Annotated in this window: 24 protein-coding genes and 1 tRNA gene; 9 read left to right on the forward strand and 16 right to left on the reverse strand. The window is 63.4% G+C overall.

What is annotated here, in order from left to right:
• Positions 1–44: 44 nt before the first annotated feature.
• From ureG to ureC, 7 genes are read right to left on the reverse strand one after another with little or no spacing between them, the layout of a single operon-like run.
• Positions 45–689, reverse strand: coding sequence for an urease accessory protein UreG (gene ureG, locus AC0L24_RS15385; protein WP_127808325.1), 645 nt, complete (start codon positions 687–689; stop codon positions 45–47).
• Positions 686–1,126 (reverse strand): DUF3995 domain-containing protein, encoded by a 441-nt coding sequence (locus AC0L24_RS15390; RefSeq protein WP_127808324.1) that lies wholly within the window; start codon positions 1,124–1,126, stop codon positions 686–688. Before AC0L24_RS15390 ends, ureG begins: the two co-directional genes overlap by 4 nt.
• Positions 1,123–1,794: an urease accessory protein UreF gene (locus AC0L24_RS15395; protein ID WP_164873735.1), complete on the reverse strand. Its 672-nt coding sequence runs from the start codon at positions 1,792–1,794 to the stop codon at positions 1,123–1,125. Before AC0L24_RS15395 ends, AC0L24_RS15390 begins: the two co-directional genes overlap by 4 nt.
• Positions 1,787–2,380, reverse strand: a complete 594-nt coding sequence (locus AC0L24_RS15400) for an urease accessory protein UreE (RefSeq protein ID WP_127808322.1) — start codon at positions 2,378–2,380, stop codon at positions 1,787–1,789. Before AC0L24_RS15400 ends, AC0L24_RS15395 begins: the two co-directional genes overlap by 8 nt.
• The gene (locus tag AC0L24_RS15405) at positions 2,377–2,982 is read right to left on the reverse strand and encodes a glutathione S-transferase family protein (RefSeq protein ID WP_127383543.1); all 606 of its coding nucleotides are present in this window, start codon (positions 2,980–2,982) and stop codon (positions 2,377–2,379) included. Before AC0L24_RS15405 ends, AC0L24_RS15400 begins: the two co-directional genes overlap by 4 nt.
• A gap of 44 nt (positions 2,983–3,026) precedes the next feature.
• Entirely contained in the window at positions 3,027–3,653 is a 627-nt protein-coding gene (locus tag AC0L24_RS15410) for a hypothetical protein (protein WP_473563934.1), read from the reverse strand.
• 58 nt (positions 3,654–3,711) lie between these two features.
• Positions 3,712–5,424, reverse strand: coding sequence for an urease subunit alpha (ureC, locus tag AC0L24_RS15415; protein WP_127808319.1), 1,713 nt, complete (start codon positions 5,422–5,424; stop codon positions 3,712–3,714).
• A 167-nt stretch (positions 5,425–5,591) separates the two neighbouring features.
• Here ureC and AC0L24_RS15420 point away from each other — a divergent pair, with 167 nt between their 5' ends.
• Together AC0L24_RS15420 and AC0L24_RS15425 are read left to right on the forward strand one after the other, a co-directional pair.
• A complete protein-coding gene (locus AC0L24_RS15420; protein WP_127808318.1) occupies positions 5,592–5,975 on the forward strand; it encodes a hypothetical protein in 384 nt (127 codons plus the stop codon).
• Positions 5,976–6,104: 129 nt separating this feature from the next.
• Positions 6,105–6,593: a hypothetical protein gene (locus AC0L24_RS15425; RefSeq protein WP_473563935.1), complete on the forward strand. Its 489-nt coding sequence runs from the start codon at positions 6,105–6,107 to the stop codon at positions 6,591–6,593.
• A 20-nt stretch (positions 6,594–6,613) separates the two neighbouring features.
• Here AC0L24_RS15425 and AC0L24_RS15430 read toward each other — a convergent pair whose 3' ends face one another.
• From AC0L24_RS15430 to AC0L24_RS15450, 5 genes are read right to left on the reverse strand one after another with little or no spacing between them, the layout of a single operon-like run.
• On the reverse strand, positions 6,614–6,919 hold the full coding sequence (locus AC0L24_RS15430) for an urease subunit beta (RefSeq protein WP_127808316.1): 306 nt from the start codon (positions 6,917–6,919) through the stop codon (positions 6,614–6,616).
• Between the two features lie 8 nt (positions 6,920–6,927).
• Entirely contained in the window at positions 6,928–7,515 is a 588-nt protein-coding gene (locus AC0L24_RS15435) for a HupE/UreJ family protein (RefSeq protein WP_127808315.1), read from the reverse strand.
• A gap of 33 nt (positions 7,516–7,548) precedes the next feature.
• Positions 7,549–7,803 (reverse strand): DUF1272 domain-containing protein, encoded by a 255-nt coding sequence (locus AC0L24_RS15440; RefSeq protein WP_127383075.1) that lies wholly within the window; start codon positions 7,801–7,803, stop codon positions 7,549–7,551.
• Positions 7,804–7,813: 10 nt separating this feature from the next.
• Positions 7,814–8,116: an urease subunit gamma gene (locus tag AC0L24_RS15445; RefSeq protein ID WP_127808314.1), complete on the reverse strand. Its 303-nt coding sequence runs from the start codon at positions 8,114–8,116 to the stop codon at positions 7,814–7,816.
• A gap of 28 nt (positions 8,117–8,144) precedes the next feature.
• Positions 8,145–8,990: an urease accessory protein UreD gene (locus AC0L24_RS15450; RefSeq protein WP_473563936.1), complete on the reverse strand. Its 846-nt coding sequence runs from the start codon at positions 8,988–8,990 to the stop codon at positions 8,145–8,147.
• A gap of 216 nt (positions 8,991–9,206) precedes the next feature.
• Here AC0L24_RS15450 and AC0L24_RS15455 point away from each other — a divergent pair, with 216 nt between their 5' ends.
• The 3 genes from AC0L24_RS15455 (at position 9,207) to AC0L24_RS15465 (ending at position 11,537) form a co-directional block, all read left to right on the forward strand.
• Positions 9,207–9,461: an acyl carrier protein gene (locus tag AC0L24_RS15455; protein WP_473563937.1), complete on the forward strand. Its 255-nt coding sequence runs from the start codon at positions 9,207–9,209 to the stop codon at positions 9,459–9,461.
• A gap of 5 nt (positions 9,462–9,466) precedes the next feature.
• Positions 9,467–10,675 (forward strand): beta-ketoacyl-[acyl-carrier-protein] synthase family protein, encoded by a 1,209-nt coding sequence (locus AC0L24_RS15460; RefSeq protein WP_128289905.1) that lies wholly within the window; start codon positions 9,467–9,469, stop codon positions 10,673–10,675.
• A 157-nt stretch (positions 10,676–10,832) separates the two neighbouring features.
• Positions 10,833–11,537: a glutathione S-transferase family protein gene (locus AC0L24_RS15465; RefSeq protein WP_127808311.1), complete on the forward strand. Its 705-nt coding sequence runs from the start codon at positions 10,833–10,835 to the stop codon at positions 11,535–11,537.
• A gap of 23 nt (positions 11,538–11,560) precedes the next feature.
• On the opposite strand, the gene AC0L24_RS15470 is transcribed toward AC0L24_RS15465, so the two are convergent.
• The 4 genes from AC0L24_RS15470 to AC0L24_RS15485 form a co-directional block, all read right to left on the reverse strand.
• Positions 11,561–11,908, reverse strand: coding sequence for a hypothetical protein (locus AC0L24_RS15470; protein WP_473563938.1), 348 nt, complete (start codon positions 11,906–11,908; stop codon positions 11,561–11,563).
• An 86-nt stretch (positions 11,909–11,994) separates the two neighbouring features.
• Entirely contained in the window at positions 11,995–12,615 is a 621-nt protein-coding gene (locus tag AC0L24_RS15475; protein WP_127808309.1) for a nucleoside triphosphate hydrolase, read from the reverse strand.
• 353 nt (positions 12,616–12,968) lie between these two features.
• Positions 12,969–14,069 carry a hypothetical protein gene (locus tag AC0L24_RS15480; RefSeq protein ID WP_127808308.1) on the reverse strand — a complete coding sequence of 367 codons (1,101 nt, stop codon included), beginning with the start codon at positions 14,067–14,069 and terminating at the stop codon, positions 12,969–12,971.
• A gap of 121 nt (positions 14,070–14,190) precedes the next feature.
• On the reverse strand, positions 14,191–16,005 hold the full coding sequence (locus tag AC0L24_RS15485; protein ID WP_473563939.1) for a methyl-accepting chemotaxis protein: 1,815 nt from the start codon (positions 16,003–16,005) through the stop codon (positions 14,191–14,193).
• 424 nt (positions 16,006–16,429) lie between these two features.
• Between AC0L24_RS15485 and AC0L24_RS15490 the strand changes: the two genes are divergently transcribed.
• The 4 genes from AC0L24_RS15490 to AC0L24_RS15505 all read left to right on the forward strand — a co-directional run bounded on the left by AC0L24_RS15490 (position 16,430) and on the right by AC0L24_RS15505 (position 20,971).
• Positions 16,430–17,311, forward strand: coding sequence for a D-alanyl-D-alanine carboxypeptidase family protein (locus AC0L24_RS15490; protein ID WP_473563940.1), 882 nt, complete (start codon positions 16,430–16,432; stop codon positions 17,309–17,311).
• Between the two features lie 659 nt (positions 17,312–17,970).
• Complete coding sequence (locus tag AC0L24_RS15495; RefSeq protein WP_473563941.1) at positions 17,971–18,897, forward strand: DUF1003 domain-containing protein; 927 nt, start codon at positions 17,971–17,973, stop codon at positions 18,895–18,897.
• A gap of 131 nt (positions 18,898–19,028) precedes the next feature.
• Positions 19,029–19,105: transfer RNA gene (locus tag AC0L24_RS15500), tRNA-Arg, on the forward strand.
• 153 nt (positions 19,106–19,258) lie between these two features.
• Positions 19,259–20,971, forward strand: coding sequence for a DNA cytosine methyltransferase (locus AC0L24_RS15505; protein ID WP_473563942.1), 1,713 nt, complete (start codon positions 19,259–19,261; stop codon positions 20,969–20,971).
• Position 20,972 lies beyond the last annotated feature (1 nt).

Here is a 20,972-nt window from a genome sequence, read left to right on the forward strand (position 1 = left end):
GTCGATCCCCGCAACCGGTTTTGGTTGGTGCAGGGATAGCTGTCTCACGCCGCCGTGCTGGCAGCGGCAGCGCCGGCTCGCAGGCCGCCATGCTCGATGATGAAATCGATCACCTCCTGCAGCCCCTTGCCGCGCGACAGGTCGGTGAAGCCAAACGGCCGTTTTCGGCGCATGCGGCCGGCGTCGCTCTCCATGACATCGAGGTTGACGTTTACGTAAGGAGCAAGATCGCTCTTGTTGATCACCAGGAAATCGGAGCGGGTGATCGCCGGCCCTCCCTTGCGCGGAATCTCCTCGCCCTGGCAAACCGAGATGACATAGAGCGTCAGGTCGGCGAGGTCAGGCGAGAAGGTCGCGGCAAGATTGTCGCCGCCGGATTCGATGAAGACGATGTCGAGATCCGGGAATTTCCTGTTCATTTCGGCGATTGCCTGCAGATTGATCGACGCATCCTCGCGGATGGCGGTGTGCGGGCAGCCGCCGGTCTCGACACCCATGATGCGGTCCTCGGGCAGTGCCTGCAGCCGCGCCAGCATCATGGCGTCTTCCTTGGTGTAGATGTCGTTGGTGACGACGGCGATGGAAAACTCGTCGCGCAGCGCCTTGCACAGCTTTTCGGTCAGCGTCGTCTTGCCCGAACCGACCGGGCCGCCAATGCCGACGCGCAGCGGACCATTTGTCTGTGTCATGCGGGAAACTCCGTGATGGCGAGGATGGCAAAGCCGAGCCCGATCGACAGGCACAGCGGCGAATAATAGCGGACATCGAGCCGCGCGAAAGGCTGTTCCGGCGCCAGCCGCCGCCACCATGGCGTGAAGCCGGCTATGCCGCGGCCCAGGAACACCAGACCGATGAGCAGCGAAGTGGCGGCGAGCCCCTGCTTTGGGAAGGGTGAAGCAAAGACGCCTGCGAGCGCCAGCGGCCACAGTGTCGCCAGGCAGAGACACGCGGCGACGGCGAAACTGGCGAACGGCGTCGGCATTTCATCGACGCCGCGAAAGCCGACAACGGCGCGGGCGCAGGAGGCCGCATCCTGGCCCGGCCAGATGCCGCCAAGGCCCCAATAGACATGCAGCGCGGTGATCAGCAGCAGAGCAAGGGAGAGCGAGAAAGCGAGAAAAATCATGAGCGGAACAGTCGCGAATACTGGGTTTCATGCTTCATCGCCATGACATCGGAGACGAAGGCGCAGCCGCCGAGATCGTCCAATGTCGAGCGCGCAGCGCGGCTTGCGGTCGCCAGCGCCAGCGGCTCGAAGCCGGCTAACAACGCGGTCGCGCCGTTCTGGCCAACAACGCCAAGGCGGATCGTTGCCTGCACGAGGTTGGAGAAGAAGGTTTGCAGGAAGGCGGACAGCGCATCGGGAAGTGCAATTGAATTGCCGCCGGCGATTGCGCCGACGGCGACGCAATAGGCGCATTCGGCCGGCAAACGCGCCAGCGCTGAATTAGGCCAGGCTGCCGCCGCTTTGAGGAAGGCCGCACCCTGCAGCATGGTCTCGGTGTGGCGTTCGCGCGAGCCGGCCAGCGCCTCGGCGAGTGCCGCCACTTCATCGAGATCACCGGTGCCGCGTGCGCGGCGCCAGCTCTCGGCGAACAGCACGGCATCGTTCCAGCCCGAGCCCATCTCGACAAGCGTTTCCAGCCAGCCGGCCAGGCTCCCGGCATCGGCAACCAGCCCGTCATGCACCGCGCGCTCGAGACCATGGCTGTAGGAAAAGCCGCCGACCGGAAAGGCAGGCGACAGCCACGCCATCAGCCGCAGCAGGGCGATGTTCGAAGGCTGGTCAGTCATGATCGTGGTGGTGGCCGGCGTGACTGTGCGAATGGGTATGCGCTTCGTCATGAGAATGGCTGTGCGCTTCGGCGTGGCTGTGGGCATGCGCATGGCCGTGATCGTGGCTTTGCCCGCCATGCCCGGAATAGGCGCCGCGCACCGGCTTGAACGGTTCGGAAACGTCGGCCACCGTGGCGCCGAGCCCCTCCAGCATCGCCTTGATGACATGGTCGCGCAGGATGAGGATGCGACCGGCCTCGATGCTTGCTGCGAGATGGCGGTTGCCGATGTGCCAGGCGAGCTCGGCCAGATGCACGCCGTCGCGGGCGCGGATGTCATAGACCTCTTCCGGCGCCGCGATGATCTCGACATGGCCGCCATCCTCCAGCACCAGCCGGTCGCCATCGTTCAAGGCGACGGGTTCGGGCAGGTCGACCAGCACCTTGCTGCCGTCGGCAAGCTCGATGGCGCGGCGGCGCAAATGCCGCTCGTCATGGGCGAGAATGGCCCGGCCGGACGGTAGCGTGGTTCCGGCATTGCCGGCGGACAGTACGGAGACGGCCCGCGGGAATTTGGTGAAGTCGGTGTTGAGGTTGAGCTTCATTTCATGGATCCCCCATTTGCTTGCGCCCGTGCACGGGCGGGCCGTGCCAGCACGCGGTCGAAATAGGCGTTGACGCGCTCGGAGTCGATCGGGAATCGGCCGGCGCGAGCCCAGCCGCCCATGTCGCCGAGCAGCACATCGACAGCGGAAAACCGATCGCCGAGCGCAAACGGTTTGTCGCCCAGCCGCCGCTCCAGCGCCTTCAGTTCCGAGGCAAAATCGTAAGCCGCCGCAGGACCGACATCGACGCGCACATCCCTAGGCAGCAGGAAGCGATGGCGCAATTTGTTCCACAGCGGCGCTTCCAACTCGCTCTGGGCAAAATGCATCCAGGAATCCATCTCGGCCCGGCCGGCGACACCCGGATTGGCGCCCATTCCCTTGTCCGCGTGCTTGTCGGCGAGATAAACGCAGATCGCCGCCGAATCCGTCACCGTCAGTTCGCCGTCGATGAGGATCGGCACCTTGCCCGATGGGTTGAGCGCATAGGCTTCCGGTGAGCGCAGATGAACCTCGACGAATTCATAAGGCTGCGCGAGCTCCTCGAGCATCCAGAGAACGCGGCTGACCCGGGATCCGCGCGATCCGACGGCCTTGTACATGTCGAACCCTGCCTTTCCCCAACAAGCTAGACCATCGCGTTCGTTCAGACGATGGTGTCGAAGAGCCGCAGGATGAACGATATCTGGTAGATAAGCGCCGCCGTGACGAAGGCGATGTGGAAGCGGCGATCGCGCACCAGGATCGCGACGATACACAGCGCAACGAAGACCGGCGTGCGGAACAGATACTCGCTGCCGAAGCGGGCGAAATGCTCTGGCCCTTTCAGCAGCGTGTCGACCACGTCGAGCAGGTAGGTCGCAGCCAGCAGGCCGAAGAACCACGCACGGCGCGAATAGAAGAAATCCTCATAGCTGGTGTAGTCCAGCATCGAATCTGGGAACAAGAGCGCGCACAGCAGGAACAGCGTGATCGCGTAGAAGATGATGAACAGGTACTTGCCGAAGGTCCAGGTTTCGATGGCGTAGAGGCCGAACTCCCACCACCAGAAATGCACCAGCATCAGGAGCACCGAGACGACCCAGGCCAGATGCACGGTATAGAGCTTGTACTGGCCGGGATGCTGGACGATGCGCGCCACCCCCGACAGCAGGCGGGCGACGCCAAGCCCGATCACCATGCCCATGACGATGCGGATATGCGGGAAAATGTCGTGGGCGGAAGCGATTTCGGTGGCATGCTCGATCACAATGCAACTGTTGGTCGGCCGCATATTGCTGCCTCCCCCCAAGGGTTGCAACGGATAATGCTCGCCCGGTCGAATCGCCGCTTCAGAACAGAAAGTATCTCTGCGCCATCGGCAGCACCGTCGCCGGCTCGCAGGTCAAAAGCTCGCCGTCAGCACGCACCTCATAGGTTTCCGGATCGACCTCGACATGCGGCGTGGCGTCGTTGAGCACCATCGAATGCTTGCCGATGCCGCCGCGGGTGTTCTCGACGGCGACGAACTGCTTGTCGACACCGAGCCTGCCGTGCAGGCCTGATTCGAGCGCGGCTTTCGAAACGAAGGTCACCGACGAGTTGGTCCTGGCCTTGCCATAGGCGCCGAACATCGGCCGGTAGTGCATCGGCTGCGGCGTCGGGATCGAGGCGTTGGGGTCGCCCATCGGTGCTGCGGCGATCATGCCGCCGATCAGCACCATGTCCGGCTTGACGCCGAAGAAGGCGGGGTTCCACAGCACCAGGTCGGCGCGTTTGCCGACCGCGATCGAGCCGATGTCTTTCGACAGCCCATGCGCGATGGCCGGGTTGATCGTGTATTTGGCGATGTAGCGGCGGACGCGGAAATTGTCGTTGTTGCCGGTCTCCTGCGGCAGCGAGCCGCGCTGGCGCTTCATCTTGTCGGCGGTCTGCCAGGTGCGGATCGCGACTTCGCCGACGCGGCCCATGGCCTGGCTGTCCGACGAGATGATCGAGAAGGCACCGATGTCGTGCAAAATGTCTTCGGCCGCGATGGTCTCCTTGCGGATGCGGCTTTCGGCAAAGGCGATGTCCTCGGGGATCGACGGCGACAAATGATGGCAGACCATCAGCATGTCGAGATGCTCGGCCAGCGTGTTGACCGTGTAGGGCCGCGTCGGGTTGGTCGAGGACGGGATGACGTTGGGCAGGCCGCAGACCTTGATGATGTCAGGTGCGTGGCCGCCGCCGGCGCCCTCGGTGTGGAAGGCATGGATGGTACGGCCTTTGATGGCGGCGACCGTGTTCTCGACGAAGCCGGATTCGTTCAGCGTGTCGGTATGGATCATGACCTGCACGTCGTAGTCGTCGGCGACCGACAGGCAGCAATCAATGGCCGCCGGCGTCGTGCCCCAGTCTTCGTGCAGCTTCAGCGAGCAGGCGCCGCCCAGCACCATTTCCTCGAGCGCGGCGGGCAGGGAGGCATTGCCCTTGCCCGACAGGCCGATGTTCATCGGGAAGGCATCGAAGGACTGGATCATGCGGGCCATGTGCCATGGTCCCGGCGTACAGGTGGTGGCCAGCGTGCCGTGCGCCGGGCCGGTGCCGCCGCCGAGCATGGTGGTGATGCCTGACATCAGCGCTTCCTCGATCTGCTGCGGGCAGATGAAGTGGATATGCGCATCGAAGCCGCCTGCCGTCAGGATCTTGCCTTCGCCGGCGATGATCTCGGTGCCGGGGCCGATGATGATGGTGACGCCATCCTGGGTGTCCGGATTGCCGGCCTTGCCGATGGCCGCGATACGGCCGTCGCGAAGCCCGATATCGGCCTTGAAGATGCCGGCGCTGGCATCGATCACCAGCGCGTTGGTGATCACCGTGTCGACGGCGCCCTGGGCTCGGGAAACCTGGCTCTGGCCCATGCCGTCGCGGATCACCTTGCCGCCGCCGAATTTCACCTCTTCGCCATGGATGGTGAGATCCTTCTCGACCTCGATGAACAGTTCGGTGTCGGCAAGGCGCACTCTGTCGCCGACCGTCGGGCCATACATCTGCGCATAGGCGGCGCGGGTAATTCTGGCCATCAGCGATTGCTCCTGAAATGCGGTTGGATTGAAGCGGTGCTGCACATTGCTGCCATCCTATGGTCACGCAATGACCCGCTGGGCGACACCTTCTGATCCCATTTGGCGGTTGAGGTTAGGGGGTCACCCCAGACCGACCGTTTGCCAATCGATGGAAAGGAAGATCCATGCGCAAAACGATAATTCTTGCCGCCGCAGCCAGCCTGATGCTGGCGGGCGCCGCCAGTGCCCAGCAGCAACCCGCGCCACAGCCCGCTCCGGCGCCGGCAACGCCTGCTCCAGCCACGCCCCAGACTCAGCCTGCGGTGCCGACGATCCAAAGCGTCAACATCGTCGACATCACCGAGTTGCCAAAGGACACCCAGACGCAGGTCAACCAGGTGATCGCCCAGCGCGGCGATGACGGCTTGAAGAAACTGCGCAGCTCGATCGATGCCACACCCAAGGTGAAGTCGGCGCTGGAGGCCAAGGGAATGACCTCTGCGCAGGTGGTCGCGGCCAGCATGGAACCCAATGGCGCACTGACCCTGATCACCAAGAAGGCGAGCTGACGCCACGGCACGGCGGGCCGGCATCCGGCCGGCCGGCCGCATCGGGAAAGGAACCTTCTCCGGGCGGCATTCGTTTTGTTCTTTTCGCGCTAACCCGCGCCCCGAAACGATTTCTCTCAGGAGCGAGCGATGGCGACCAATTCTTTCTCGACCGGAATGCGGGCAATCGCCGCTATGGCGTTCCTGGCGGTGGCGGGTCCTGTTGCCGGATTGAAGGCGCAGGGGCTGGAAAGCACTGAGACCGTTAACCGCATCGTCGGCTCGCAGGTCAAGCAGCAAGAGACCAACGCCACCACTGAGGCCGCAAACGTCAACACGGCGATCGACCGGACGCGTGAAAACATCGGTACGGTGCGCAAGACGTCCAAGCTCGACAAGGTCGACATCGTGTTCCTCACCGATGCCGCGCGCAGCGAAGGCGGCCCGCCGCCGGAGATCGAAAGCAAGGTCAAGCAGCATCAGGACGACATCACCGAGCTGCGCAAGGAGATCGAGGCCAACGCGCTGCTGTTCAACGCCATCGAATCGCGGCGCGTGCAGGCGCAGGATGTCCTTGCCGTCGAATTCGGCGATCCCGGAAAGATCGTCATCTACGCCGCGGCCAAGCCATCGAACTGAGCTGAGCGCGCCGGAAGATCTCACAGCTTGCCCATCACCTTCTGCTGAAATCCGTAGATCTCGCGCTTGCCGCCGAGCGGCACCAGCGTGACGTCGCGCTCCTGGCCCGGCTCGAAACGCATCGCCGTGCCCGCGGCAATGTCGAGACGCATGCCCCTGGCGCGCTCGCGGTCGAACTTCAGCCCCTCATTGGTCTCGAAGAAATGGTAGTGGCTGCCGACCTGGACCGGCCGGTCGCCGCTGTTGGCGACTTTCAGGGTGACGGTCGGCAGGCCCTTGTTGAGTTCGATGTCGCCGCTCACCGTGATGATTTCACCGGGGATCATGGTCACCCTCACACGATGCCGAAGGCGAGACCGATGCCGATCGCCGCGCAGGCGGCACCGGCAGCACGGGCCACTCCACGGAACCGGATGCCGAGACTGAGACCGGCAGCGATGCCGGCGGCATGCAGCAACAGCGTGGCGATGGCAAAGCCGGCCATGTATTCAAGCCCGCCGGCATTCTCCGGCACCTCGGTGCCATGCGCGTGGCCGTGGAAAAGTGCGAACAGGCCGATGATGGCGACCCCGGCCGAGACCGGCAGATCGATCGCCAGCGCCACCAGCAGCCCGAGCGTCACGACCGATGCCAGTATGCCCGGTTCGACGAAGGGCAGCGGCATGTGCAGCATGCCCAGCGCGCCGCCGACCAGCATGACGCCGACAAAGGCCGCCGGCCAGGCAAGAACCGCCTTGCCGCCCTTGAGCGCCGCCCACAGCCCGACCGCGACCATCACCGTCATGTGATCGAGCCCGGAAAGCGGGTGCATGAAGCCGGCCGTGAAGGAGGAGGCCGTGCCGATGCCGACATGAGCATAGGCCGGCATGGCAGCGGCCAGCAGCAGGATCGCCGACAGGCAGAGGCGTTTGGCAGGGATCATTCTATTTGCCTTTCGTTTTGCTCGGTCTGGTGTTTACGCCGCCTTGCTGGGACCGCAGCCTTCAGCCTTGAGAACGCGTCTGCGCGACGCCGGATATTTCTTCAGCATCGCTGGCGGGCGGATCGGCCGCGCCGAAAAACCACCGCCGCAATTGGGGCAGATGCCGCCCAACACCTGTTCCACGCATCCGGCGCAAAAGGTGCACTCGAAGGTGCAGATCAGCGCATCCGTCGCCTCCGGCGGCAGGTCCTTGTCGCAGCATTCGCAGTTGGGACGCAGCTCCAGCATCCTGTCCTCCTCAACGGATCGGTTCGTGCACGGTCACCAGCTTGGTGCCGTCGGGAAAAGTCGCCTCGACCTGCACGTCATGGATCATCTCGGCGATGCCTTCCATGACTTGCGCGCGGCTGACGACATGAGCGCCGGCTTCCATCAGTTCGGCGACCGGACGGCCGTCGCGGGCGCCTTCGACGACGAAGTCGGTGATCAGCGCGATCGCTTCCGGATGGTTGAGCTTGATGCCGCGTTCGAGCCGCTTGCGCGCCACGATCGCCGCCATGGCGATCAGCAGCTTGTCCTTTTCCCTCGGCGTCAGGTTCATGCGTTTCCCTGGATTGGTAGAGACAGGCCTATAGTGACCATAATTTGGGCAACCCCGCCCTTCCGTTAAGCAATTCGACGAGTGGAACCAGCCGCTGGCGCAGCCGGTAGCCGTCCCCGGCGTAGAGCCTCGCAAGAAGCTTGCCAGATTTCTTCACGCTCCAGACGCTGGCGCTGCCGTGGTCGCCGACGATCTCCAGAACCCGGTCGAGCAGGGCCTCGGCGCGTGGCGACACCAGAAGCAGCGTCGCCACCGCAATCGCGCCGCCGGCAACCGCCGGGCGGTCGAGCGTGGCGGCGATATCGGGTCCGATGCGGAAATCCTCGGCATGAATGAGGGCGCCATCCTGGCGCACACGCCAGCGGTCATGGAAGTCGCCCTGCGTGGCGCGTTCGCCCATCGCCAGGCGGCCGAAAACGGCGGCTTCCAGCACCAGCGCCTCGGCGCCGACGGCAAGCTCGACCTCGAGCGTGCGGGCAAAGGCCGCCCGGTCGAAGGCGATGGTTTCCTGCGGCAGCCAGGCGATCCGGCCATTTTCGCCGACCGACAAATTGACTCGCACTTCGGCACGGTTGGATGCCGCCCGGTAGATCTTCTCGCAGGCCTGCGTGGTGATCGACGCCGAAGCGGCCGCGCCGACATCCACCTCCCAGGCGATACGGTCGCCGCCGGTCATCCCGCCGGCGGTGTTGATCAGCACCGCTTCGAGCGGATCGGTCGAGACGGCCGGCATTCTTATCTTGGCGGCGCCGTCCTGATAGAGGCGCCGCAGGCGCGTGCGGCCCTCACTGAGCGCGCAGGAAAGCCGCGCGACGCCCGCAACGCGCTGCGTCGAAATCCCGTCATGTTCGCCGTTAGGTTCGCCCATATCCATGCCTGCACGTTAAGCACTCCGTCGGCTTTGTCGATATGGAGTTCGATATAGCTTGTTGCTTGACAACGTTTCGGTTTCTATAGAGGGAACCACCTTGGTACGGTCATGCTGCGCTTGGCGAGGGTATTAAACGACGACGGTGGCTTGATACCAGGAGAAAAAGGGGCGCTGCTCAGTTGGCGTCGGGAAACGTCGAGATAGTGGGGAAGGAACCGAATGGCCGACCAGCTGGCAACGGATATCATCGCGACGATCAAGGCTCATGCCGAGCCCGGCGGCGAAGAAATCACCACCACCACCGAATTGACCTCGCTTGGCATCCATTCGCTCGAGCTGACGGAGATTATCTTCGATCTTGAGGAAGAGTATGGCATCGAGATCGAGATGAACACGGTCGACGCCTGGAGCAATCTGAAGAATGTCGGCGACATGGTCGAAGCTGTGCGCGCGCTGATCGCGAAAAAAGCCTGAACTGAATGCGGCAGCGCGTTGTCATCACCGGCATGGGCGGCATTTGCGGGCTCGGCACCAGCGCGCCCGCGATCTGGAACGAGATGCGCGCCGGCCGCTCGGCCATCGGCCAGATCACAAGTCCCCAGCTGCATGATTTGAAGGTCAAGGTCGGCTGCGAAATCAAGGCACTTCCCGATCACGGAATCGACCGCAAGCAGACCGTGTCGATGGACCGCTTCAGCCTGCTGGCGACGATCGCAGCCAGAGAAGCCATGCAGCAGGCCGGCCTGGTTTCGAATGAAGCCACCACCTATCGGATGGGCACCGTCGTCGGTGTCGGCGTCTGCGGCTGGGAGGCGATCGAAGAGAGCTATCGCGCCATCCTGATCGAGGGCAAGAACCGCGCCGGTATCTTCACCGTGCCAAAGGTGATGCCAAGTGCGGCCTCCGGCCACGTCAGCATGAATCTCGGCCTGCGCGGCCCGGTCTTCGGCGTCACCTCGGCCTGCTCGTCGTCCAACCACGCCATCGCCTCGGCCGTCGACCAGATCAGGCTTGGCCGCGCCGATGTGATGGTCGCCGGCGGCACCGATGCGCCGCTGGTCTGGGGTATTCTGAAGGGCTGGGAAGCGCTGCGGGTGCTGGCACCCGACACTTGCCGGCCATTCTCGGCAGATCGCCAGGGCCTGTCGCTCGGCGAGGGCGCCGGCATGGCGGTGCTGGAGAGCTACGAACACGCCATGGCGCGCGGTGCCACCATCCTTGCCGAGATTGCCGGCGCCGGCCTTTCCGCCGACGCGTCCGACATTGTCGCGCCGACCGTCGAAGGGCCGACGGCGGCCATGCGCGCCTGCCTGGCCGATGCCGGCTTCAATCCCGAGGATGTCGACTACCTCAACGCCCATGGCACCGGCACCAAGGCCAACGACCAGATCGAGACGGCAGCGATCAAGCGCGTCTTCGGCGACCATGCCTACAAGCTTTCGGTGTCGTCGACCAAGTCGATGCACGCCCATTGCCTCGGCGCATCGGGGGCGCTGGAGATGATCGCCTGCGTGATGGCGATCCGCGAAGGCATCGTGCCGCCGACGGCTAATTTTCGTGAGGCCGATCCCGATTGCGACCTCGACGTCACGCCGAATGTCCCGCGCGAGCGCAAGGTGCGCGCCGCGATCAGCAACGGCTTCGCGTTCGGCGGCACCAATGCCGTGCTGGCCTTCAAGGCTGTTTGAGCCCAGGCGCGCGATCTGCCCCAAACGGGCCGTTCCGTTGACCGTCCGTGCACGACGAAATGGTCACCGCTATATTGATCGTGCCGTGTCGCGCGTCTAATTCTTGGCCCCCCGCCAAACCGCGCCGCTCGGCGCGAATCCCCATTCAGGAGTTTCCATGGCCGACCTGTCCGCCTTTCCGATCGCAACGCGTTGGTCGGCCAAGAATCCGGACCAGATCCAACTCTATTCGGCAACAACGCCGAACGGCGTGAAGATATCGATTGCCCTGGAGGAACTCGGCCTGCCCTACGAGCCGCATTGGGTCAACATCGGCCAGAACGAAAGCTGGACACCGGAATTCCTGTCGCTCAATCCCAACGGCAAGATACCGGCGATCATCGATCCGAACGGTCCGGACGGCAAGCCGATCGGCCTGTTCGAATCCGGCGCCATCCTGCTCTACCTCGCTGAAAAGACCGGCCTGCTCATGCCCATCGATGCCGCGCGCCGCTACGAGACCATCCAGTGGGTGTTCTTTCAGATGGCTTCGGTCGGGCCGATGTTCGGCCAGGTCGGCTTCTTCCACAAATTCGCCGGTCGCCAGATCGCCGACAAACGCCCTCTGGAGCGCTATCGCGACGAGTCAAAGCGACTGCTCGGTGTGCTCGACGGCAGGCTGAAGGGGCGCAAGTGGATCATGGGCAATGACTACACCATCGCCGACATCTCGCTGCTCGGCTGGGTGCGCAACCTGATCGGCTTCTACGAAGCGCGCGAACTCGTCGGCTTTGACGATTTCGTCAATGTCTCGACATGGCTGGAGCGCGGCCTGGCGCGGCCGGCGGTGCAGAAAGGCCTGACCATCCCGGCCAAGGGATAGCCGAACCAGCCTCCGAAGCGCGGCTATTTCGCCTTCGCTTTGGCCTTGGAACCGCCTTTGCCCATGACGGAAGCAGCGAGCGACGCAGCACCCCGGGCGGCGACCATGACCGCGCCGGCAGCGACGTTGGCCGTCGCCTTGGCCGTGCGCATCGCACTGCCGCTCAGGGAGTCGCTGGAACTCGCGGGCTTCGTCGGCTTTGCGGCTTTCGGCGCGGCTTTCGCTGCGGTCGGCACCACTTTCTTCGGCGCTGCCTTGCCGAAGGTCGGCTTCGCGTCCTTCGAACGGGCTGTCATCGCCGGGCCGGCGCCAGCCTCGGATTGGGTCGCCTTGCCCTTGGCGGGCGCGGGCTTCTTTGCCTTGGTTGCCATTAGAACCGAATCCCTCTTTTGGCACAATTGCCGTGTCGGGATAACGGCCTGAAAGTCTTAAGGTTCCCCTTGCGCAATCCGTCGAATCAAGCGGAAAGGCCGATCACCAGATCGGCAGCCCGGCGCCGCGCCAGCACGCGCTCGATGTTGGGCAGGTCGTTGGACGCGATCCAGGCGCGCGCATCTTCATCGGAGCGGCCATGTCCGTGCCAGCGCTCCATCAGCCGGCGCTCGAGTTCGTTGCGCGGCACGTCGACGAAGATCGAGAAATCGAACAGCGGCGCCAGCCGCGACCACGGCTCTTCGTCGAGCAGCAGATAGTTGCCCTCGACCAGGATGAACTTGGTTTGCGTGGCGACGATCGAGGCGGCGGCGCGCGACAGTTCCATGCTGCGGTCGAAGACCGGGATGGCGATGTCGGGTTCGCCGGCACGGATACGCTTCAGCAGGGCCTCAAACCCGGCAAAGTCGAAGGTTTCCGGCGCGCCCTTGCGCGCGCGCAGGCCGCGCCGCTCGAGCACGGCGTCGTCATAGTGGAAGCCGTCCATCGGCACGACTTCCGAAGCACCTTCGGGCAGCAGTTCATGCAGCCTTGCCGACAGCGTCGACTTGCCGGAGCCTGGTGGACCGGCAATGGCGACGATGAAGCGGTTTGCCTTGCCGGCGCGTTTGAAGATGGTGGCGGCGAGATGGGCGATTTCGGACATGAGAGCCTCGCTTGCCTGGATGATCGGCACGATAATTTCCGCTGTATCTTGTCGGCAGTTGGCGGAAATTTCAAATCGGGATTTGAGCTATTGGAGGCGGTCTTTTGCCAAAGTTGGCGCCGCCCCTCATCGCCCTGCCGGGCACTTCTCCCCGTATAGTGACGGGGAGAAGGGGCCAGCCGCAATCTCGGCGCCTACTCTGTAACGCTGGTAGTTGGCGAAATCGGTGATGAGAGCACCCCTCTCCCCGTCACTATACGGGGAGAGGGTGCCGGCAGGCAGGTGAGGGGCGGCGCCAACTTTGGCAATTGATGGGGACCCTTGAACGAACAGAAGTCAACTGTGCTGTTCGTTCAGGCAGCCGCTGGCCGGCCAATACGCAGGAAATCGCTGTCGAAGGGAACCTCCCGCGCCGCGCCACTGGCCGTCAGCCGCATGCGGCCATCCGCCGTCGTGACCTCCTGCGGCGGCTCGCCGCCCGACAGCGGCATGACGCCGATGACATGGCGAAAGGAAACGCTTTGGCTTTCGCCCAGCGCAAAGGCGGTCGCTACCCCTTCGCGCTTCAGCCAGTTGTCGCCGATCGAAGCGGCATGGCCGACGGCGGCGCGGCCGTCCTCGATGCCGAGCACGCCCAGGTGGCGACCGCTCCAGGGCGCGTAGTCGCGCCCGCCATTGCTGAACCACAGCATGGTGATCGGCAGCTCGGCAGGGTTCTTCAGCACCAGCACCAGATCGTCCTCGGCCTGGCGCGCAAGCGCGGTCCAGCCCGGTCCGCCATGATCCGTCTCGACCAGCGTGAGGAAATCCTCGCGCAGGTCGCCCATGCGGTATTCCGTCAGGTCGAGCGTACCGCCGCCTGCGGCGGGAAAACGGCCGAGATCGGCGGATCGTGCCGGATAGGCCAGCAGGAAGCGGCCGCGTGCGGGATCCGGCTCCAGCGGGTCGTCCAGCGTCGCGGCAAACCGCTTCGGCGAAAAGGCCAGCCTGCCGCCGCCCGTCATTGCCGTCATCGGGTGATGCGCGACCGAAATCGCACCATGGCCGCCGGAAAACACATGTTCCTGGTAGAGGAAGGGATGGCCGTCGCGCAGCGTCAGGATCTTGTCGACGCTGGCGCCCATCACCTTGTGCCGCAGGCGATAGACCGCGCCCCAGCCATCGTCGGTCGCGACACTTTCGACCACATCCCAGGCGCTGTTGGCCGGCCAGCCATGCAGCGGCGCCTCCTCGACATCGCTGCGCGAAAACGGCGCGCAGAGAAAATCGCCGGACAGCCGAACCGTGCCTTCCGGCAGATTGTCCGGCAGCGTCTCGCCCGCATCGACCCAGGGCGCGCGATGCAGCGGCTTCAGCTGTCGTCCGCCACCCTCGACGACCATGTCGGCGATATGGCCGACCGTGAGGTCGAGCGAAACCGAAATGCCCCGGGCCTTGATGGTGTGGATGGTCATTGTGCTCTCACCGATTCTGCAGGCGCAAACTGGCCTGTTCGGCGGCACTTGCGCAAGCATTGCGGCAGGCATTTTGCATCAGCGCCCTTTCACCCTCCCACAAGGGGGAGGGTGAGCGCAGCTACTGCCGCTTGTATTCCCGCACCGGCGACTTGGTGTCGTCGGTGTAGGTGACCTGCACCGACATCGATTTCACGCTATCGGCGACCTTGAAATAGGGCTGGTAGTCGTAGGGGATGGCGTAGGGATCCTTCTTGTCGCAAGGCGGCATCTTGATCTCCTTGTCGAGCGCCGCGCCGTTCAGGCTGTAATGCACCTGCTTGATGGCGCAGCGGTAGGACAGCATCTGGGTGAAGTAGACCAGCCCGTGATTGCCGCTGGCATCGAAGGCGATCCACGAGGTCCAGAACTGGTCGAGGATCTGCTTGTTGCCTTGCTGGAGCGCTGTCTCCGGGTCGAAGCGGATGTCGAACGGGCCGGTCTCGCGGCCCCTGATGTCGAGATATTTGATGGCGATAATGCCGGCCACGGTGCTGTCGGGCATCTCGAAGCTCGGATTGGCCATCGGCTTGCCGGTCGTCTGATCGTTCATCGCCAGGAAACCGGTGTCGGTGAACGGACCGCTGTCGCCCATGCGCCAGGAGATGGCGGTTGCCGGCTCCGGCAGCGAGATGGTCATCGACCAGCCCTGGTTTGAACGCATCGGCGTCAGCGAAGGCACGAAGCGGGAGGGGTCGAGCACGTCGCCGAGTGCGGCCAGCCGGCTGCGGCTGCGGTCCAGCCAGTCGGCGAGCTGCGTCTGGTCGACGAAATATTTGAGCAGCCCGCCATCCTTTTCGTAGGACACGAACCTGGTCAGTGCCTTGGCCTCGTTGCGCTTGTCGGCCAGCGTCTGGGCGCCGAGCCGATCTTCCGAAAACTCCTGCGCCAACAGGAAATAGGCCGGCGCGAAATCTGGATTGGCTGATATGAAGGCGTTGAGCTTGTCGAGGCGCTGGGCGTCGTCGAACTGCTGGATATGCACCAGCTTGATCGACAGCGCCTTGCCCTTGTCGGCAAGCGCGCCGAACACTTCGCGCGCGCCGGCCTTGCCGTCCTGCACCCGAAGCAGCGTGGCAAAGCGCGTGTAGGGGTCGATGGCGTCGACGTCGAAACCGGCAAAGGCGAGGTAGGAGCGCCGCGCATTGAGCATGTCGCCGGACAGCTCATAGACGCGGGCATTGTGGTAGAACTCGTCCGGCCGCTTCGGCTCGGCAATCGCCCCGCCTTGCGCGGCCAAGGCGGCAAAGCCCTTGGCGATGGTGTCGATCGAGGCGGCGATCTGCTGCGTCGTTTCTTGCAGCTTCTCGGTCTGGGCCTGCTGCTGCGCCTGGCCGGCGGCCAGCGTCTCGGTCTGCTTCTTCACCTCGTCGGTGGTCTTCTGCACCTCCGCCGTCTGCTGCGTCTGCTGCTGCTGAGCCGAGGCGATCTCGTCGGCCTTTTTCGCCACCGTGTCGGTCGTCTGCTTGACCTGTTCGACCGTCTTTTGCGTTTGCGTGACGGTCTGCTCGATCCTGGCCACTTTTTCGGACACGATCCCCATCGACTGCTGCAGCCCGGCAATGGCCGGCACCAGGCTTGCGATCACCCCGTTCTGGGCGTTGGTCTGCTGCTGCAGGCCGTAGACACCGCCGGCGACGGCCGCCGCCGTGGTGGCGAAGATCAAGGCCGGCAGCGCTCTGGCCGCCAGCACCAGCCTGAGCACGATGGCAATGGCGATGATGATTGCGGCCACCGCGGCGATCAGCGCGATATAGGCGGCGAACGGCGCCAGCGGATTGAGGATGTCGGATACCGCACCCCCGATAAAGGCGACGCTGCCGGCCCATTTGCCGGTGCGGCTGAGCGATGCCCTGATAAGCGAGGGCGCTGCGCCCCCGGCCCCGATATTCGTCATGCCAAGCCCCCAAGCCCTGAGATACCACGCCCCTTCCCACGGGAAACGCGGCCCTGGCAAGGAAAGACACGGGAAAACCGGCGTTTTCGGGGCAGATGCTCGGCGGGGCCGATAGCCGACGCCGGCGCTGCCCCTCATCCGCCTGCCGGCACCTTCTCCCCGTGAACGGGGAGAAGGGAGATGCCGCGGCGTTGGCGTTCACTCTGCGACGCCGGCGGTTGGCGAACCCGTCGAGGAGAGCGTCCTTCTCCCCGTTCACGGGGAGAAGATGGCGGCAGCAGATGAGGGGCGGCGCCAAGCTCTGAAAATATGCGCAAACCTGGGCAAATGCCTTGCTGCCGCCATTAACCAAATGGACGCATCACATGCGTTACGTTAGCTTCGCCGCATCTCAGCAACAGCCGACCCTAGAACAGACTTGCCCTTGTACAACCCCCTTCCGCTCATCCAGAGATTTTTTGCGGCACTCGCCCTGCTGGTGCTGCTTGCCGGCTGCGCCACGACGCCGCCGGACTCGGTGCTGGCCGTACCCGCGCCGGCGCAGAAATATGCCGCCATCGTCGTCGACGCCAGGACCGGCAAGCAGCTGTTCGAGGTCAGCTCGACGGCGCAGCGCTACCCGGCCTCGCTGACCAAGATGATGACGCTCTATCTGCTGTTCGAGGCGCTGGACTCCGGCCGCGTCAGCAAGCAGACCCAGATCCCGGTTTCGGACCATGCCGCCTCGCAGCCGCCGACCAAGCTGCGCTTCCGGCGCGGCGAAAGCATCGATGTCGATTCGGCGATCCGCGCCATCGTCGTCAAATCGGCGAACGACGTGGCGGTCGCGGTCGGCGAATATCTCGGCGGCTCGGAGGATCAGTTCGCCGCCATGATGACATCCAAGGCGCGCCAGCTCGGCATGACCAGCACCACCTTCCGCAACGCGTCGGGCCTGCCCGACGGTGGCCAAATGACCACGGCGCGCGACATGGCGGTGCTCGGCATGGCGCTGCGTCAGCGCTTCCCCCAGCAGTTCCACTATTTCTCCGAAAGCGACTTCATGTTCCGCGGCCGGCTGGTGCGCGGCCACAACGACATGCTCGGCCGCGTGCGCGGCGTCGACGGCATCAAGACCGGCTACATCAGGGCCTCGGGCTTCAACATCGTCACCTCCTACAATGCCGACGGCCGCAATCTGATCGTCGTGGTGATGGGCGCCGACTCAGCCCGCCAGCGCAACGACCATGTCGAAGCGCTGATCCAGCGCAGCCTGTCGCCGACCACGGACGGCGCCAAGACCAGGTTGATGTTCGCGGAGCAGTGAGGAGTGGTCCGCGTAGCGGACAAAAAGCCAATTGCTTGGCTTTTTGAACGACGAACGCCCTGAGCCTGCGAAGGGTGAGCTGCCGTAGCAAGCATCGCGCCTGGCCGCGCGGTGACGAATAGGAATTTTTTCTTGACTCGGTGAAGGCAGCTAAGCTACTGTTTTGGGTATGGTGCTGAGTCGCGCCAATTGATCCACTGGAAACGTGACCCGCCCGCAAGGCGGGTTTTTTGTTGCCCGCCGCCCCGTCGCCTTCTCTCGTAGCCTTGGCGCCGTTTAGCGGAAACATCCATCGCTTCGTCATCCTAGGGCGAAGCAAGGAGCGCAGCGACGCGGCGCAGACCCTGGGATCCATGCCGGGACTCCAAGGCCCCGCAGCGGTGCTGAATTCGGCTCCGCTGCATTCTCCGGCCAAGGTCGCGGCATGGATCCGCGGGTCTACGCGTCCGCTTCGCTCCCGCTTCGCCCGTGGATGACGAAGTTGGGGAGGCTCCGGCCAATTTCGAACGTCTCCACCCGCCCTCAGGGGCGAGCCGCCGCCAGCCACATCGCCTTCTCCGATCAAAACCACTTGTCCGGCCCGCGAAATCCGTGCCCGGCGCTGGCTATGCGCCGCCACCTCTGTCTATCGTCGGCCAGCACCATCAGGAGCCCGCACCATGAGCACCGTCCCCAAAACGCCCGAGCAACCGGCAGACAATCAGAACGACGACGGCGGCGAATATTTCGAGGCCCCGATTATTGGCGAGCTGGAGGCCGATCCGGTATCGGACGAGCACTTCGACACGCCCGAAGTGCCGGACTCCGAACCCGCGGGCCCCGGCGCCCACCGTGGCAAGCCGAAGAAAAAACCGTCGGCGATCTCGGGCCGCAAATTTCGCAAGCGCGATCTGGTGCGCATCGACACGCTGCGCCCGAGCCTCGCCGACCGCATCCGATCGGACCATCCCGACCTGCCGGCCGGCGCCCGCATCAGCCGCGCCGAGCTCGGCCGCTACCGCATGCGCTACATGGAGGAGCTGCTGCAGCAGGAGCACGGCGAATTCTCCGAGCTCGACCGCCAAGTGGTCGAATCGATCGCCAGGCAAGACACGATTTCCGAAAACTCGGAGGAGGAATTCGAGGAGCACCGCACCTTCGCCGACCGCGTCTCCGACAACATGGCGGCCTTCGGCGGCAGCTGGTGGTTCCTGATCTCGTTCGGCAGCGTGCTGCTGGTGTGGATCGGCATCAACCTGCTCGAAGGCATGAGCGCCGCCTTCGATCCCTATCCCTTCATCCTGCTCAACCTCTTGCTCTCCTGCATCGCCGCCATCCAGGCGCCGATCATCATGATGAGCCAGCGGCGGCAGGAGTCCAAGGACCGCCTGCGCTCCTTCAACGACTATCGCGTCAACCTCAAGGCCGAGCTGGAAGTGCGCCACCTGCACGAAAAACTCGACTACCTCATCTCGCGCCAATGGACGCGCCTCGCCGAAATGCAGCAGATGCAGCTGGATGCGATGCACGAACTGGCGGGCGCGAAGAAGCCGAAGCGGGCCGTGCGCGGGCGGAGGACGGTCGAGGCGGGGGCGGGAACCTCATAGGCCGCGGCCTGGACACACCGGGCCAGGTCGCTACGCCAATCACCAATTGCCCGTTGAAGCCCGCGCCCGCTTCCGCTAAGAAGCCGTGACTTGCCGGTTCACCGGCTGGTTCGTTTTCCGGATTCCGGAAAGCACCCGTAGCTCAGCTGGATAGAGCGCTGCCCTCCGAAGGCAGAGGTCACAGGTTCGAATCCTGTCGGGTGCGCCAAAGTTCAAGCTAAATCAATAATTCAAAACCGCTCATGAACAACGCTGAGAATCGAGGAATTTTTCAGAGAACACCCAGAATAATATCATCGCTCAAATCGCAACGGATGTGGTACGGAATTAATTACTGCTTTGCGCCATTTATCGGGCTCGTTTGGCTGTAGGAATTTCAGCAGCTCACTGGTCGGCAGGGAACGGTAGAAAGTATAGCGCGCTCGGGACAAGCTTCGAAAGCGAACGGTTAAAGATGTTATTGCTAGGGGATCAGTACACGACAGCAACATCAGCGCTGGACTCGGAGCGCAAAAATAGGCTCGCAGAGCGAGGTGCCATTTATCCTGTAGTTGATCTGTTTGCCGGGCCTGGCGGACTTGGAGAAGGGTTCGCTGCAACCAAGACTGAGAATGGGACCCCGCAGTTCAGAAGCGTTGTATCGATCGAGAAGGATAACTTCTCACATCAAACCCTGCTGCTGCGTCACTTTATACGGCATTTCCCCGAGGGGGAGGCTCCCGAAAAGTACTATGACTTTCTGGCCGAGCGCGTAACGCTCGACGAGCTGTTCAAAGCCTACCCGGTCGCTTACACCAAAGCACGGGAGAGCGCACTTAAGATTACTCTAGGGCCAGACTCTCATCCGATAGTTAAATCGCTGATCTCCAAAAGACTGGCGGGAACGGACAAATGGGCTTTGGTCGGCGGGCCCCCATGCCAGGCGTATTCTCTTGTCGGCCGATCACGCATGATGAGCAGGCCCGGCTTTGAGCAGGACGAACGCCACACTTTGTATCTGGAATATCTACGTATAATCGTTGACCATCGTCCTCCGATTTTCGTGATGGAGAACGTGAAGGGTTTGCTCTCGGCTACGATCGAGGGCAAGTCGGCCATTGACAGGATCGTCTCCGACCTGATGCACCCCGGCAAGGCCATCAAAGGCGCGCCGAAGGATCTCACCTACAAGCTCTATTCCCTCTCGGAACAGGAGATAGCTGAAGGAGACGGCGTCGATCCACGGCTATTCGTCGTGAAGGCCGAAGAGTATGGTATTCCGCAGGCCCGTCACCGCATGTTTATTGTAGGCATTCGCGGCGACTTGGAAGTGCGGCCGGGCACCCTTAAGAAATTCGAAGCGCCTTCCGTAAAAGACACAATCGATTCCCTTCCTCATGTCCGCAGCGGTCTTTCCAAGGACAGGGACACCTACGCTGCTTGGCAGGGAGAGCTTCGGCGTATCTCCGAAATGGATATCCGCCGCCACCTCAACGGCGCAGAATACGCTTACGACGTGGCGCAAAGCCTGAGCCTAGAAAACATTACAGCGCTGAGTTCCCCAAAAACTGTTTCGTCGGCGCACTACACAATGCACCACCCTAACCACCCGGTTCTAAGAAGCCTGTATGATGAGCGTCTTGATGTTCTGACATCGCATAAAGCACGCAGCCATATGGCGTCCGATCTTCGCCGGTACCTCTACGCGGCGACGTTCGCTCAGAAAACAGGCCGAAGTCCAAAGCTTTCCGATTTTCCGGTATCCCTGCTCCCGGACCATCAGAATGTCGAACTCGGACGTTCCGGGAAGATGTTCTCCGACCGTTTCAGGGTTCAGGTGGCAGACCAGTACTCGACCACCATCACTTCGCACATCTCCAAGGATGGGCATTACTTCATCCACTACGACCCAGCTCAGTGTCGCAGTCTCACAGTTCGCGAAGTCGCACGGCTCCAGACTTTTCCGGACAATTATTATTTTGCAGGCCCTCGCACCGCCCAGTATCATCAGGTAGGCAATGCCGTTCCTCCTCAACTTGCGAAGCAGATTGCCGGAATAGTTGCTGAAGTGCTGGCCTCCATAAGAGACCATTGAT

The organism is Mesorhizobium sp. WSM4809 (assembly GCF_055811655.1).

Coding starts and splice junctions, on each gene's coding strand:
- AC0L24_RS15395 (WP_164873735.1), bottom strand. CDS start 1,794: ATGACTGACCAGCCTTCGAACATCGCCCTGCTGCGGCTGATGGCGTGG.
- ureG (WP_127808325.1), bottom strand. CDS start 689: ATGACACAGACAAATGGTCCGCTGCGCGTCGGCATTGGCGGCCCGGTC.
- AC0L24_RS15450 (WP_473563936.1), bottom strand. CDS start 8,990: ATGGATATGGGCGAACCTAACGGCGAACATGACGGGATTTCGACGCAG.
- AC0L24_RS15400 (WP_127808322.1), bottom strand. CDS start 2,380: ATGAAGCTCAACCTCAACACCGACTTCACCAAATTCCCGCGGGCCGTC.
- AC0L24_RS15485 (WP_473563939.1), bottom strand. CDS start 16,005: ATGACGAATATCGGGGCCGGGGGCGCAGCGCCCTCGCTTATCAGGGCA.
- AC0L24_RS15410 (WP_473563934.1), bottom strand. CDS start 3,653: ATGCGGCCGACCAACAGTTGCATTGTGATCGAGCATGCCACCGAAATC.
- AC0L24_RS15435 (WP_127808315.1), bottom strand. CDS start 7,515: ATGATCCCTGCCAAACGCCTCTGCCTGTCGGCGATCCTGCTGCTGGCC.
- AC0L24_RS15480 (WP_127808308.1), bottom strand. CDS start 14,069: ATGACCATCCACACCATCAAGGCCCGGGGCATTTCGGTTTCGCTCGAC.
- AC0L24_RS15470 (WP_473563938.1), bottom strand. CDS start 11,908: ATGGCAACCAAGGCAAAGAAGCCCGCGCCCGCCAAGGGCAAGGCGACC.
- AC0L24_RS15495 (WP_473563941.1), top strand. CDS start 17,971: ATGAGCACCGTCCCCAAAACGCCCGAGCAACCGGCAGACAATCAGAAC.
- AC0L24_RS15390 (WP_127808324.1), bottom strand. CDS start 1,126: ATGATTTTTCTCGCTTTCTCGCTCTCCCTTGCTCTGCTGCTGATCACC.
- AC0L24_RS15455 (WP_473563937.1), top strand. CDS start 9,207: ATGGCCGACCAGCTGGCAACGGATATCATCGCGACGATCAAGGCTCAT.
- AC0L24_RS15405 (WP_127383543.1), bottom strand. CDS start 2,982: ATGTACAAGGCCGTCGGATCGCGCGGATCCCGGGTCAGCCGCGTTCTC.
- ureC (WP_127808319.1), bottom strand. CDS start 5,424: ATGGCCAGAATTACCCGCGCCGCCTATGCGCAGATGTATGGCCCGACG.
- AC0L24_RS15465 (WP_127808311.1), top strand. CDS start 10,833: ATGGCCGACCTGTCCGCCTTTCCGATCGCAACGCGTTGGTCGGCCAAG.
- AC0L24_RS15475 (WP_127808309.1), bottom strand. CDS start 12,615: ATGTCCGAAATCGCCCATCTCGCCGCCACCATCTTCAAACGCGCCGGC.
- AC0L24_RS15440 (WP_127383075.1), bottom strand. CDS start 7,803: ATGCTGGAGCTGCGTCCCAACTGCGAATGCTGCGACAAGGACCTGCCG.
- AC0L24_RS15425 (WP_473563935.1), top strand. CDS start 6,105: ATGGCGACCAATTCTTTCTCGACCGGAATGCGGGCAATCGCCGCTATG.
- AC0L24_RS15460 (WP_128289905.1), top strand. CDS start 9,467: ATGCGGCAGCGCGTTGTCATCACCGGCATGGGCGGCATTTGCGGGCTC.
- AC0L24_RS15420 (WP_127808318.1), top strand. CDS start 5,592: ATGCGCAAAACGATAATTCTTGCCGCCGCAGCCAGCCTGATGCTGGCG.
- AC0L24_RS15430 (WP_127808316.1), bottom strand. CDS start 6,919: ATGATCCCCGGTGAAATCATCACGGTGAGCGGCGACATCGAACTCAAC.
- AC0L24_RS15445 (WP_127808314.1), bottom strand. CDS start 8,116: ATGAACCTGACGCCGAGGGAAAAGGACAAGCTGCTGATCGCCATGGCG.